Origin of the sequence: Nostoc sp. GT001, assembly GCF_030382115.1 — a bacterium.
Lineage (GTDB): Bacteria > Cyanobacteriota > Cyanobacteriia > Cyanobacteriales > Nostocaceae > Nostoc.
Map to the genome: position 1 here is coordinate 3,280,960 of NZ_JAUDRJ010000003.1, position 14,251 is coordinate 3,295,210.

The window sequence follows — 14,251 nt, forward strand, 5'->3', positions numbered from 1 at the left end:
ATAGCTACTAACTAGCTTTGCTAACAAAAAGACAACAAATCAAAATGACAAAACAGACTTAATTTTTGTCTATTTTATGTTGCGATGCTAGCAAGACTTTTATCAAAACAATAAGAGGATTAATTCTAATGGCAGAAAATTCAAGTAATAGTGGTAGCAGCAACTCCCCTACTAGTGAGAATAGTCCGATTAGAGATTCGCCCTTCGGTCGCTTGAGTGAAGTTATCCCTGAGAAAGACCTCCCCAAGATATTCAGTGGTGTTGGTAATGGAGAAAGTGGTGGTAGCCCATTTGGTGGTGGTGCTGGCGGTGGTAGTAACCCTGATTTAGCCTATGGTGGTAATCCCTTCGCTGGCGACAACTTCTGGAATATCTTTGCAGGGGGTGTAAACCCATCCGCAGGTGGTAGTAACCCATCCGCAGGTGGTGGGAACCCATTCGCAGGTGGTGGCAACCCATCCGCAGGTGGTGGGAATCCATTCGCAGGTGGTGGTAGCCCATCCGCAGGCGGTGGCAACCCATTCGCAGGTGGTGGCAACCCATTCGCAGGTGGTAGTAGCCCATCCGCAGGCGGTGGCAACCCATTCGCAGGTGGCGGCAACCCATTCGCAGGTGGTGGCAGCGACCCTTTGACTGGTGCTGGTGGCGGGAACCCATCCGCAGGTGGTAGTAACCAAGGTACTGGTAGCGACCCTTTGACTGGTGCTGGTAGCCAGACCTATGGTATTAGCACAAGTGAAATACCAAACGGATTCGATTTGAGGGTTACTATTGACAAGGTAGTTGACTCAAGGCTTGACAAGGAACTGGGTGGTGGAGGAATCCTATCATTTGGTGGTAGTGGACAAACCTCTCCATTTGCTGGTGGACAAACCCTACCATTAGGTGGTGATGCACAAACCTCCCCATTTGGTAGTAGTGGACAAACCTCCCCATTTGGTGGTGGTCAAACCCTACCATTTAGCGGTCAATAAATCCCGTTTGCTTAATAGAATCCTTGCAAAAATGAGCAGATAAATAGACGGAACAATAATGAGTTCTTCAGTACATAGTATGCTAGTACAGTTTGGCGCAAATAAACATACCATTCGATAAAGCTCAAAAGCATGTATTATTATCGTTGATGTGCCTTCTGCCTTATTGTACTAGTTTGCTGTTTTATGTCCTGTAACTCTTTATAGGTAATAATTTAAGCAATATTTTCTGTTAGTTTGACAGTAAGATAATTAAAGCCTTTATTTTAAAGAGATTTTGGGTTTAGCAAATTCATAATTGTTATAAAAAGTACTGAATCCTTACTAAATTTTTAACTAAAGATAGGAAAATTAGCGCCAATGGAAGAGTCTGCTGTCAATCCCCTTAATGGTGGAGTTCTCTTAAGTGCAGGTGTCCCTAACAGCGTTAGTTCCTTTGCTCCCAATGGCAGTTTGTCTGCTGAAGGGAGCATGTTGACAGGTAGTAGCAATCTGTTATTAGGTAACGGTAACAATCCCATTCCAGGTGGCGGTATTAACCCGTTTGCAGGCGATGCTGGCAGTGGGCTTCAGCAATTAATCTTTGATCGATTAAAGTCAATTTTAGGTGATAACTTTTTCAAAGGTATTGACAACACATTGGCAGGAGGTAGTAATCCTTTTGCAAACAGTGGTTATCCGATTCCAGGTGGGGCTACCAACCCATTTGCAGGCAGTGGTAATGCGATTTCAGGAGGAAGTAACCCATTTGCAGGCGGTAGTAATCCGTTTTTAGGCGGTGGTAATGCGATTCCAGGAGGAAGTAATCCTATAGCAAGTGCTGGAAGTCTGCTTCAACAATCGCCTTTCGATCCGTTGAAAGAAGTTCTTGGTAACAATATACTCTTTAGTAACATTGGGAATACATCTAATTCAGGTAGCCAAACCTTTAATCAGAGCAACGCACCGATTGGGAAAAGTAACAAGAATTTTGGTAATAATAACGCAACTATTGGTAATTTTAATTCGGATTATGGCAGTAACAGTGGAACCATTGGGAATGGTAACTGGAACTTTAATAATGACAACGCAACCATCGGTAATGGCAACTGGCTATTTGGAAAGAGTAACACAACTCTTGGTAACGGCAACTGGTATTGGGACGATGGAAGTAATAATTCAACATTAGGTAATGGTAATTGGCACTTTGGCAGTGACAACGCAACCATTGGAAACGGCAATTGGGACTTCGGTACTAATAACACAATTATTGGTAATGGTAACTGGGTTTTTACCAATGGAAATGAAATTATTGGTAATGGCAATTGGTTAACAAAGACTGATAACACAAAGATTGGAAACGCTAACAATATCAGCAGTTTAAATTTATCCCCACTAGGAATAAAAACTGATGTTAACAATCTGATTGACTCTCTTATAGGTAAAGTAGGTCAAAATTTTCTTGGGTTCACAGGGAATTTTGATGTATCAAGTAGCCAAACCTTTAAACGCCTCATCTCTTCTAAAAGTGTTGGTAATGACACTGATATATCTAGCGATATTGAGCAACTTTTGGCATCACTCAGCCCAATTCAAGAAAATTTCATCAATTATCAGCCTGTGCAAAACCCTCAGCCTGTCCCAGAACCTGCTTCTTCAGTGTCGTTGGTAGTAATGGGATTCGTGTGTTTGCTGTTGTCACTGTTCAAAAAAAAGCAACACTGTTAAGGTAAATTCAATCCTTCTAAACTTATTGCGATCGCACTTTCTGTGGGAGCATCCCACTTTTNNNTATGTCATTGCGAGCAAAACAAAGCGANNAGCGATCGCAAAATCTCCAACTAAAAACTAGTCCATGCGATTGCTTGTCTGCGACACGCGTAGGAATCATAACTAATTTTTGAACTTGCGCGCGGAGTTTTATGAGTTTTATAGCTGTATTTGCTAAATTTGATGGGCGATCGCTTAAAATTTAGAAGTTGATGATTGTTATCTGCCCAAAACAATGTCTCAGTCAATTTTTCAGCGTGCAAATACTCTTAGAGCGGCTTTTTTGGCTTGTAATGTTGAGCCGCTTGAACCAGCAGAAATGGAACGGTATTATGTCGATCTGTCGCTGGTGCGGAAAACTTCGGCTATTGATAATGTCAGTACAATTTTGGATTTTCAAGAAGCAGGTGATTTTACAACAATTTTATTTACCGGACATCGCGGTTGTGGAAAAAGTACGGAGTTAAAAAAAATTCAGAGTCTTTGGGAAAATAATTATCGGGTTATTTATTTAGAAGCGAACGAAGAGACAGATATTAATGATACCCGGTATACAGATTTATATTTGATTGTAATTAAACAAGTTGAATTTGAATTACGAAAACTAGGTTTAACTTTTAATCAAGCTTTATTAAAAAGTTTTGAATCATGGTTTAAAGACATTACTCAAGAAAACGAGCAAAGTGTCGAAAAATCAGTCAACGTCGAGGCAGAAGCCACTCTCAGCCCTACTGCGCCATTTCTCGCCAAACTAATGGTCAAATTGCTGGCACAAATTAAAGGCTCGGACAAGCAAAAGACAACTATTCGGCAAACTCTAGAAAAAGATTTATCTCGCCTCAAATCTGATACTAATCTGTTATTAAGCGACGCTTACGCAAAATTGAGGCAAAAATTTCCTCAATGTAAAGGTTTATTAATTATCTTCGATAATTTAGATCGGGTTCCTCCTGCCGTAGCAGAACATTTGTTCTTTGATTATGCGGCTCAGATGCAAGAATTAAATTGTACAATCATTTATACAGTACCAATTTCAATTCTTTGCTCGCCGAAAAATCCCTTAAATCAGTTTGATGGTGATCCTCATATTATACCGATGATTAATATCTATAAATTTGAACGGCATAAATGCGATTTAAATTACGATCAGACGGGCTTAGATGCGATGGCAAGTGTAATTGAAAAGCGGGTTGATATTGATGCAATTTTCGAGAGCCGTAATCAATTATTAGAATTAGCAAAAGCAAGTGGTGGGCATGTGCGTCAGTTAATGCAAATGATGCGCTCTGCATGTCAAACAGCGAGTACCCGAAAACATACAAAAATTATCTCCGAAGATATAGAGTATGCAGTTAAACAGCAACAATTTAGTTTTGAGCGGTTTATTCCTGAAGAACATTACGCTCATTTGGCTCAGGTTTGCTTAACTAAAAATGTCAGCAAAGATGAAATTGGACAATTAATGTTATTTAATACTTCCGTATTGGAATATAACGGTGATAAACGGTGGAATTATCCAAATCCAGTGGTGAAGCGAAATGAGTTCTTCCAAGAAGCTCTCCAATCAGTACAAAAACAGTGAACTTCAAGCAGAAATAGGTAAATTTATTGCCTATAATAAAGATGAATTTGCTGAATTAGTGACATTTGTCGATTTTGCAGAAAAATTTACATTAGGCTTTATTGAAATTAATTTTACACCCGATATAGACCTATTAATTGCTGGATTGCAACAGAATCCTCAATGTGAAGAAATCCAATTTGTGGTTTTAGATTTTCCTGATGGAAATTTGCGATTTTTGCGGGATGAATTGGTGGAGCAATTAGCCGAGATTACCAAAGAAACAAATAAAAAACTTGTTTTATTAATTCGGAATTTAGAAAAATCGATTGGTGTTTTTGGAGATTATCCACCAGTTTTACAGGATTTAAACTTCGTCCGCGATTCCTATCGAAAAACCGTACCTCATCCGCTTTTATTTATCTTGCCAGATTATGCAATTTCGCGGTTAGCAAAATTTGCACCTGATTTTTGGGCTTGGAAATCAGGTTTATTTCGCTTTAAAACCACAGAATTGACTAGAGATAAGGCAATTGCCAATACTCTGAATGCAGACACCAATATAGAACGCTTACCAACACCAGAACAACAAGAACGGATCGATTTATTACATAGCTTGTTGATGGAATATAACCCAACTGGAGAAATACCCCGCCCAGAACATCTCCGCAATTGCTGTAATATTTTAAATGAATTGGGCAAAGCATATTTAAGCCAACACAAACCAATCAAAGCTAGAGAATATTTAGAAAAAGCTGGGAAAATTGCCAACCAATTTCCTGATTATTCCTTACAAATCGAAGTCATTAATCGGTTAGGTGAAAGCTATCAGCAGCAACGACAGCTTGAAAGTGCAAACAGCTATCATCAACAAGCTTTAGATATTGCCAAAAAGCAGGAAAATCGTCGTGCTGTCGCCAATTCATTGCATTATTTAGGTAATGTATCTCTGGATATGCGACAGTTCCACCAGGCACGGGATTATTATCAACAAGCACTGGAAATCGCAATCGAATTAGGCGATCGCTATTCGTGTGCTATCACTTACCACCAGTTGGGAAGGGTTGCCGAAGAGTTGCGACAGTTCCACCAGGCACGGGATTATTATCAACAAGCCCTGGAAATCGCAATCGAATTTGGCGATCGCTATTCGAGTGCTAACATTTATCACAATTTGGGAATGGTTGCCCAAGAGTTGCGGGAATACGACCAAGCACGGGATTATTATCAACAAGCCCTGGAAATCGCAATCGAATTTGGCGATCGCTATGAGTGTGCTAGCATTTACCACCAGTTGGGAATCGTTGCCCAAGATTTGCGGGAATACGACCAGGCACGGGATTATTATCAACAAGCCCTGGAAATCGCAATCGAATTTAGCGATCGCTATTCGCAAGCTCTCACGCTTCATTGTTTAGGAACGCTTGCACAAGCAGAGAAAAACTATGCAGCGGCTAGGGCTAATTTGCAGACAGCGTTGGAGATATATGTTGAGTATCAGGATGAATATTGGGCTAAGGTAGCAGGGGAGATTTTAGAGAGTTTACCGGAGTAGGGGGATATGGACAATGTGCGATGTCTAACGACATGCCGCGTTGCGTCTACGCATTTGGGTTTTGTGGGGAAGGGCGATCGCGTTTGCTTGATTGGTTTGGGAGAGCGATCGCTATTCATTCTATACTTGGTGTAATTTCCTGTGCCCCATGTATAACAGCAAGTACATCAATTTGTTCGGGCTTGATGTAATAGATAATTCGATATGAACCTTCAATAACTTCCCGAATTTGCTCGGTTTCAAACTCTGGTACAATTCGACCAGATAGAGGGAAATTCGCAAGCTGCTGGGAACGTTTGGTTATACGGTCGATAATCCTGGTTGCGTACCGAGGTGAATTCTGGGCAATGTAAGTATAAATTGCCGATAGGTTTTCTACTGCTGTTTCTGTTCAAAAAACTTTCACTCTGGTAGTCCAAATTTTGCCCTAACTTCCTGTACGGAAATTACTTTACCAGCTTGACTCTCAGCAAGTCCAGCTTCCACAACTTGCCTAACATAAATCTCATACATGAGGTCATCCCATGTTGAGTTAGCAGGTAATTTATCAATTAGCTTTCGAGCTTCTTCTTTAATATTGAGCTTTTCCATAGAGATTACAGATAACTTGCTTTTCTATATTCTATGCTCAACGGGAATCGCGTTTGGGGTTTGTGGAGGTGCGATGTCTAACGACAAGCCGCGTTGCGTCTACGCGTTTTGGGGTTTTGAGATGGGGAGAGAAATAAATAAGTGTATTGATGGCTATAACAGTCGTAAAAATTACTCAAAATTTCTCTTTACTCCCCTACTCATTTCACGATAATCTCACTTTTTCGCGTTGCTCCTCTTAAGGAAGCGATCGCATCTGTATTTTATTTCCCTGGTGGAAAAGTTCCCCTGTCACCTGCATCCGTATACTTAGGGACTTGCGTAAAAATAAAGTACCAATAAACCGAGTTTCGACTGCGCTCAACAATTACATTACTTTAGTTTTGTGAACTCTTTCCCGGACAATTATTGAATTGAATTTGCAAATAAACCTCAAGTAGCGCTAAATGTCAAGCGATCATTCCCTTTTCGATATTATCTGTGCCACTGCGAATCTCGTCGAGATTTTCCGGTAGAAATCCACCTGCTTGCATTTTCCATAACCTGTAGTAAGCGCCGCCGAGTGCCAGCAGTTTGGTGTGGGAACCATCTTCGATAATCCGACCTTTGTCGAACACCAAAATTCTATCTAAATGGACGATGGTAGATAATCGATGAGCTACCACAATAACCGTTTTCCCATTCATTGCCAAGTCGAGGGTATCCTGGATCGCTTTTTCGGTGATTGAATCCAGGCTAGAGGTGGCTTCATCTAAAATCAGAATCGGTGCATCTTTGAGGATTACCCGTGCGATTACAATCCGCTGTCTTTGCCCTCCAGACAACTTGACACCACGTTCGCCCACCAGAGAATTGTAACCATCCTTACTTTGGACGATGAAATCGTGAGCATGAGCCTTTCGCGAAGCTTCGATTACTTCCTCATCGGTTGCATCCAAACGTCCATAACGAATATTTTCTAGCAAAGTGCGATGGAACAGAGACGGATCTTGGGGAATCAAACTGATCTGAGCGTGTAAGGCATCCTGAGTCATGTCTCGAATATCGACCCCATCAATGATAATCTGTCCAGATTGTGGGTCGAATAAACGCAAAATCAGATTGACAAAGGTGGATTTTCCAGAGCCGGATAAGCCTACCAATCCAACACGCTGTCCCGCTTGGATGGTGACAGAAAGGTTGTTGAAAACTTTCTTCTCTTCTGTGTAGTTAAAATTCACCCGCCGAAACTCAATCTTACCTTGAGTGATTGGGTGGGCGATCGCCTTCTCGCGATCGACCAACTCGTGCGGTTGAACGATGGTGAAGACACCATTGGCGACATTACCAACATGTTCAAAAAATTCCAGAAAGCGGCGGCTCAAATTGCGGGCTTCACTGATGATCAACAGTGATAAGCTAGTTGCTACAACAAAGTCAGCAGTAGCGATCGCTCCTTGACTCCAAAGAGAAAGCGAGTAATACAGTGTGCTAATTTTTAGAATAGCTGCTGAGATGAACTGAAACCAGCGAATGCGCTCTGAGTACCAGTTGGACTCTCTCACGTGTTTGAGTTCGCGCCTTAATTGCTCATTCAAATAACGTCGTTCAAAACCAAAGCGAGCAAATAGTCGGCTACTAGTGAGATTCGTGACTGTATCTACAATGATGCCAGTTGTCTCACTTCTGGCGGCTGCGGCTTTCCGGGAATAAAATCGGCAGCGAGTTGCCAGCCAGAACGAAATACTGATGAAGAGAACTGCCCATATTCCCACGAGTGCAGCCAGTGGAGGATAGGCGCGATACAGTATCGTCGTGGCGACAGTATACACAACAATTACTGGCATAAATTCAGTAATCATCATTTGCATCGTCTGGGTAACTCCCAGAGAAGTTTCGCTAATTCGATGTGCCAATGCCCCGGAAAAACTGCTGCTTAGGTAGCGATGTGAATGGTGTTGCAAGTAGGCATATAGCGATCGCACAATGTGCTGTCGGTGGATGGGATGGAGAATCGTTTGCAAGAGTCCAGCCGATCGCCCGAATACCACTTCACCCACACTCAAGCCGATAAACAGCATCAGGGGTTGCTTCATGGCATCAAAAATCGGCTTGCTGTCACTTGTCGATCGCGCCACGCCCCGGATGATCTCGCCAATAGCATAAGGCAACATAATGCCACAGGTTGCGTGTATTATCTCCAGGATCACCATTAACAAATACCACCAGCGAAACTGGTTAACGAAATAGCAAATGAATCTGAATGGAGTTGATGGTAAATCTGGTGCATCAGGAGCACGTTGAAAGGATTTAGATTGTCTAGCTTTTTTCGTCATGAAAGCCGATCTCTTAGCATCATTTTAACTTTTCTACCAGATAAAAATGGACGACTCGATAAGCCGTCCGATGGCATTAGAGACTTTTATAAGTACTCCACTAGACCATAATTTCTTTTGGTGTGATTGCAGCATAGATATCAGGCGGGAGTAACGCTTCCTGAATATTAATTTTCTTTGGTATTACACCCTCGTCAAAAAACAAATCTGCCACACGTTGTTGTTCCTTAATTAGTGCAGGGCTAAGTCCTCTGCGTCCTGCGAAAGTACGCCGAGACATCGCTATTTCTACCACATCTGGATCGAGCTTTTGTTCTGTTATCATCAATTTGGCAACTTCGCCTCGATTTGCCTCTGCCCATTTGTCGAGCTTATTAAGCTCCTCAATGATAATTTTTAGCAAGCCAAGATTTTCTTCGGCAAACTTTCTGTCAGCAATATAATAGCCACCAGGAGAATCTAGCCCAACAGAATCTTTAAGCACTCGAATTCGACCCATCTTTTGAGCGATCGCATAGTGTGGATCTCCCGTCATCCAAACTGGAATTTTACCTTCGAGAAAAGCAGCCCGTGCTTCGATAGTCGGCAAACTTCTGATTTTAATATCTTTGAGGGTCAAGCCGATTGATTGCAACGCTCTGATAATAAAGTAGTGCGATGCCGAGCCTTTTTGAAAGTAAACTTCTTGACCCTTGATATCCTCAAACTTTTGAAGTGGAGACTCAGGGGGAACGGCAATAACACTACTTGTCCCTGTCCTTTGGTCTCTTTGTGTACCGACTACATAAACAAGTTTTGAGCCAGCCACTTGTGCAAAAATTGGTGGTGTTTCTCCCACAGATCCCACGTCAACTTTTCCCGCAGCCATCCCTTCCATCAGTTGGGGCCCTTGGACAAATTGCGCCCATTCTACCTTAATGCCCAATGGCTCCAAGCGTTTCTCTAAAACTTTCCGATTTCTGAAAAGATCCCCCGCACTCTGATATCCCATGCGTAGAACTTTAGTTTTTATCCCAAGGGAATTTTCACTGGCATTAATACTATTGATCAAAGAAGATTGTTGGCTTTGTTCGCTACAACTTCCTAACAGATATGCCATAGAAAAGCCACATAGACCGGAAGTAGCAACATGGAGAAAACGACGGCGTTTAATCATAGCTATTTTATCCATGAGATATTTCTGATTTGAATCATTTGTCATTTGTTATTCGCTGCGTCCCTAGTTTCTAACGAAGAGAATCTCCTCTTCGGTATTCGGCAGTTATGTCGTCTAACTTTTGTTTCAAATTGTCGTCAAGTTTTAGTTCTAACGCCTTGAGGTTGTCAGCAAGTTGTTCTGGACGGCTAGCGCCAATGATCGGGGCAGTGATAATGGGATTAGATAAAACCCAAGCTACTGCTAAGGTGGTGAGGGACAATCCCGCCAAATCTGCTACTGTGCGTAAATCTTCGACAGTATTAAATTCGCGATCGCGCCAGTAGCGTTCTTGATAACGTTCTGCGGCAGCACCTAGCGTAAAACGCGTACCTGATGTGGGGCCTTGAGTAAAATTGTGTTTGCCTGTAAGTAGACCACCCGCCAAAGGATTGTAAGAAATTACACCCAGTCCTTCTTCTTTGGCAAGAGGCAATAATTCTCGCTCAATTTCGCGGAATAACAGGTTGTAGCGGGGCTGAATTGAGATGAACTTGGTTAAATTGCCCGTCTCGGCACGACCCAAAGCGCGGGCGAGTCGGTAAGCTAAGAAGTTGGAAACCCCGATGTAGCGCACCTTGCCAGCACGAACCACTGCATCGAGCGCTTCCAGAGTCTCATCAAGAGGGGTTGAAGCATCATCGGAGTGCAATTGGTACAGGTCGATATAATCAGTTCCCAAGCGTTGCAGAGAAGCATCGATCGCATCCAAAATATGTTTCCGCGAAGCCCCCTGATCCCAAGGTGCAGGGCCAACTCGACCGACGCATTTGGTAGCCAAAATAAAATGTTCGCGTTTGCCTTTGAGCCAGCGCCCAACAATTTCTTCGGTGCGTCCCGCAGTAGCAAGCCCACCGCCGAGGGGATAAACGTCGGCTGTATCTAAAAAGTTGATACCACCATCGGCGGCGGTGTCGAGGATGTGCCTGGAAGTTTCTTCGTCAGTCTGCAAACCAAAGGTCATAGTGCCGAGACAGAGGCGCGAAACGGTCAATCCAGTTTTACCGAGATTGATAGTTGGTAAGGTCATAGATATGTTGTTGATTGAGAAAGTTTTAAAATTTTTAAATAGAATGCGACGTGCGTTCTGCGTTAGCGAAGCGGGGCGGAATTAAAACGCTATGCAATAAATGCATTTTTTAAGGTGTAAACCAATTTAACCAACCTTCCCAGTTTTGGACGATCGCAGCAAATTCCGCGTAACCATCTGCTTTTGGGTGAGCGCCATCATTAGCTTTTGCTTCTGCTAGCCAGATTGGTGACTTTAGCAAACTGGAAAACACATCAAGATATGGAATATCTAGTTCATTACAAACCAATGCGAATTCCTGTGACAGATTGGCAAGAATTTGATTGTCACCACAGGGTGGCGGACTAACCATCAAGATTGGATAGAGTTGCTTTGCTTGGCTTAAGATACTACGAGCATTTGCGATCGACTCTGAAAGTTCGATTCCTTGCTGTTTACCCGCCCATCCTGAATCGTTTGCCCCAAAAGAAAACACTACTCGACCATCGGATTCTTTTGGGAGACGATAAGAGACTTCCGAGTACCAACGTTGTTTGAGATACCGACTTGTCTCTGCCCGCACCCCCAAGTTGTAATGGGTGATAGCGTATCCTCTTGACTCAGCATTGCGGCACACTCTACCTGTCCAACCCAGAAACTCTGGATCGCCTGTGCCATTGACAAAGGATTCACCAATAAAACAAATTCTGATTTCTTTGCGAGAATCTGACATAATTCAACTGAATTTTGCCGAAAAAGTTCGGTTTTGCCTTGAGAAGAAGCATTATGTTCATGATTCTAGAAGATATTAATATATTGTTATGTTAGGCAGGCAGGACACTGCCCACCCCACTGGATATTGCAAGTTAGTTTTTGAACATTTCACCTCAAGCAACTACAGAAATTTCACGCCGATTCTGGGAAATTAGCCATTGTTGTAACTTCGGATCGCCGTATACTTCATCTGCAATAAAATGATCGCCTTCCGGTAGCACTGTGAAATCAACTTTTCCGCCGACTTTGCGTAAGCGCTCAACAAAATTCTCTGTATCCTCAATCGGCAGATTTTTATCCTGTCCACCTTGGAATATCTGAACAGGAATGTTTTTGAGTGCAGCTAGTTCGCTTTCTGCTAATGTTTTTGGTACACGTCCAGACACAGGAACTAAACCTGCGAAGCGATCAGGATGTAAAGCAGCGATATGCCAAATACCTGCCGAGCCTAAGCTGAACCCAGCCAATATCACCCGCGCTGGATCGACAGGCTGAGAAACGATCAGTTCATCAAGCAAAGCAAGCACATCATCGGCTCGATCTGTCCAAGTCTGTTCGGCCAGAATTTGGGGTGCAGCGAAGACATAAGGTAACGAGTCGGATAAATCTACGAAACGAGGTAAACCCCATTTCAGTAGCACATTCAAATCTGTGCCGCGATCGCGTCCTCCATGCAGAAAAAGTACTAAGGGTGCAGGTTGCTTGGCATTGTCAGAAACAGGTGAGAACAGATAAGGCAAGGAACCATTGTTAGTGTCATGAGAGCGTTGTTCAACAGGCATTGTTATGACTCCTAATTTAATTTGGGGATTGGGCATTGGGGATTGGGCATGGGGCATGGGGCATAGGGCATTGGGCATTGGGAAAGGGGTAAGGGGAAAAGGGGAAAGATTAAATTTATTCCTTTTCCCTTTAACCTTTAACCTTTTTCCCTGCCCCCACTCCCCGATCTCACCTTTTACGCCACTACTAGGCTCTTGTCCACTTGTTTAAATTCGGTGTTACTTACCTTGGATTCGATCGCTGTACCCTTGAAGAAATCAGGGTTAGCTTGGGTGTAAAACTTGTAGGGATTAGCGAATACATAGGACTTGAAGTCGGCTTCGGTCAGGACGCCTTCTTGCACGAGATCCCAGCTTTCAGCCAATGGGGAAGTTAAGTCTGGCACATCCCAGTGACCAACATCTGAGGAATAGATGGCGTTGATCTTGACTCCCAAGGGATTGGTTTTGTCATTAAATGCTGTAGCGATCGTGCGATCGTCAGACTCGGAACCAAAGAAGAAACTATTCACCCAGCGATCGCGGATGTCTTCAATTGTTTCAATACCTGCGGCGGCAAAATCATCCAATTCGCTACCAATGGGCGCACGGCTATGACGGCTAAATGAAGCTCCCAGTACAGTCTTGGTCAATTCGTCCTTATCGAGGGAATGTCCTTGAGTAACTTCTGCACCGTAGCGCTCAAATATCTCAAACAACTCATCGGCATTTGTCAAGGCTGGATTGTAGTTTTGCAGTGCCTTGATATTGCGCTTCAAGAACCGATCTACCAAATGAATGTAGACACGCGCACCCCAATCTGCACCACCTTCCAGCATCGCTACGCGCAGCTGGGGAAAACGCTTGGTAACACCACCGAAAAACAGCGCCTTCGCAAATGCTTCCGAACCATCGGCGAAGTGACCGATATGGTTGTTCATGTAGTTACTGATGGAGGAACGACCAGTCCAACCCTGACTGCCGTAATGGGTGGTGACAGGTACGCCAAGTTCCACGACCTTTGCCCAGAAAGGATCGTAGTCGTATTCACTATCTAGTCCGTAGAAGTCGATATAAGAAGCATACTTGGCGATTTCGGGATATTTATCGGCTGGATATTTATCAGCGATCGCTTTTATCGGCCGTTTCACACCGCCAGTGATATTAATCACTTTTAAGCCCAGTGTTTTCACCGCAAACTCTAACTCCTCAATGCCTTCTTGGGGAGTAGTTAATGGGATACCAGCTACTGGTGTCAAGCGATCGCTATATTTCCGGTAGATATCAGCATGATAGTGATTGACTGCGCGTTGCAGTGCTTGACGATTCTCTGCACTCGCTCCAGCCGGTGCTAAGACATTGTTGGGAAACAGCACCGAATAGTCCGATCCTTGCTCCGCCTGACGCTCATAGAGGAGTCCGGGGAGGGTGTAAGTAGCGAGATCGAGTGTGTTTTTGGTAACTCTAGCCCACCAAGGCGATCGAATTGTCCGGTTGTATTGACGTTCTTCAGGAGTTTGCTGATACCAGTCTTTACCGTTGCTCTTGGAGTTCAGACGAGAAGCTTCCGTCTTACGTAACTCATCTACAAGTTTCACACCGCCGTACTTAGCGATGTAATCCTCAAAAGCTGGCGTGAAATCATTGGTATGAACATCGGTGTCGATTACTGGATAATCAAGGGTTGCTCTGATTGCAGCAGAGCGTGAGGTCTTCAATCGGCTATATTCAGTCATGTTTTTTCCTTGCCTACGGCACAAAAATTAC

Annotated in this window: 13 protein-coding genes; 5 read left to right on the forward strand and 8 right to left on the reverse strand. The window is 43.4% G+C overall.

Features of this window, described 5'->3' with window-relative positions; genetic code table 11:
• Positions 1–128 precede the first annotated feature (128 nt).
• The 5 genes from QUD05_RS17060 to QUD05_RS17080 all read left to right on the forward strand — a co-directional run bounded on the left by QUD05_RS17060 (position 129) and on the right by QUD05_RS17080 (position 6,030).
• On the forward strand, positions 129–974 hold the full coding sequence (locus tag QUD05_RS17060; RefSeq protein WP_289797110.1) for a hypothetical protein: 846 nt from the start codon (positions 129–131) through the stop codon (positions 972–974).
• A gap of 360 nt (positions 975–1,334) precedes the next feature.
• Positions 1,335–2,681, forward strand: coding sequence for a hypothetical protein (locus QUD05_RS17065; RefSeq protein ID WP_289797111.1), 1,347 nt, complete (start codon positions 1,335–1,337; stop codon positions 2,679–2,681).
• 277 nt (positions 2,682–2,958) lie between these two features.
• A complete protein-coding gene (locus QUD05_RS17070) occupies positions 2,959–4,305 on the forward strand; it encodes a P-loop NTPase fold protein (RefSeq protein ID WP_289797112.1) in 1,347 nt (448 codons plus the stop codon).
• Positions 4,262–5,839: a tetratricopeptide repeat protein gene (locus QUD05_RS17075; RefSeq protein WP_289797113.1), complete on the forward strand. Its 1,578-nt coding sequence runs from the start codon at positions 4,262–4,264 to the stop codon at positions 5,837–5,839. The genes QUD05_RS17070 and QUD05_RS17075 overlap by 44 nt, the downstream gene beginning before the upstream one ends.
• Positions 5,840–5,859: 20 nt before the next feature.
• Entirely contained in the window at positions 5,860–6,030 is a 171-nt protein-coding gene (locus QUD05_RS17080; RefSeq protein ID WP_289797114.1) for a hypothetical protein, read from the forward strand.
• Here the strand turns inward: QUD05_RS17080 and QUD05_RS17085 are convergent.
• From QUD05_RS17085 to QUD05_RS17120, 8 genes are all read right to left on the reverse strand, one after another.
• A complete protein-coding gene (locus QUD05_RS17085) occupies positions 5,955–6,200 on the reverse strand; it encodes a type II toxin-antitoxin system RelE/ParE family toxin (protein WP_354666183.1) in 246 nt (81 codons plus the stop codon). The two genes, QUD05_RS17080 and QUD05_RS17085, sit on opposite strands and share 76 nt — an antisense overlap.
• A 41-nt stretch (positions 6,201–6,241) precedes the next feature.
• Positions 6,242–6,430 carry a hypothetical protein gene (locus QUD05_RS17090; RefSeq protein ID WP_094347334.1) on the reverse strand — a complete coding sequence of 63 codons (189 nt, stop codon included), beginning with the start codon at positions 6,428–6,430 and terminating at the stop codon, positions 6,242–6,244.
• A gap of 449 nt (positions 6,431–6,879) precedes the next feature.
• Positions 6,880–8,745 carry an ABC transporter ATP-binding protein gene (locus tag QUD05_RS17095; protein WP_289797115.1) on the reverse strand — a complete coding sequence of 622 codons (1,866 nt, stop codon included), beginning with the start codon at positions 8,743–8,745 and terminating at the stop codon, positions 6,880–6,882.
• A 100-nt stretch (positions 8,746–8,845) separates the two neighbouring features.
• Positions 8,846–9,901, reverse strand: coding sequence for an aliphatic sulfonate ABC transporter substrate-binding protein (locus QUD05_RS17100; protein ID WP_502911434.1), 1,056 nt, complete (start codon positions 9,899–9,901; stop codon positions 8,846–8,848).
• Positions 9,902–9,971: 70 nt separating this feature from the next.
• The gene (locus QUD05_RS17105) at positions 9,972–10,970 is read right to left on the reverse strand and encodes an aldo/keto reductase (RefSeq protein ID WP_289797117.1); all 999 of its coding nucleotides are present in this window, start codon (positions 10,968–10,970) and stop codon (positions 9,972–9,974) included.
• A 109-nt stretch (positions 10,971–11,079) separates the two neighbouring features.
• The gene (locus QUD05_RS17110) at positions 11,080–11,682 is read right to left on the reverse strand and encodes a GDSL-type esterase/lipase family protein (protein WP_289797118.1); all 603 of its coding nucleotides are present in this window, start codon (positions 11,680–11,682) and stop codon (positions 11,080–11,082) included.
• Positions 11,683–11,836: 154 nt separating this feature from the next.
• Entirely contained in the window at positions 11,837–12,505 is a 669-nt protein-coding gene (locus QUD05_RS17115) for a carboxylesterase family protein (protein WP_289797119.1), read from the reverse strand.
• Positions 12,506–12,681: 176 nt separating this feature from the next.
• Positions 12,682–14,220, reverse strand: coding sequence for an amidohydrolase family protein (locus QUD05_RS17120; protein ID WP_289797120.1), 1,539 nt, complete (start codon positions 14,218–14,220; stop codon positions 12,682–12,684).
• Between the last annotated feature and the right edge of the window lie 31 nt (positions 14,221–14,251).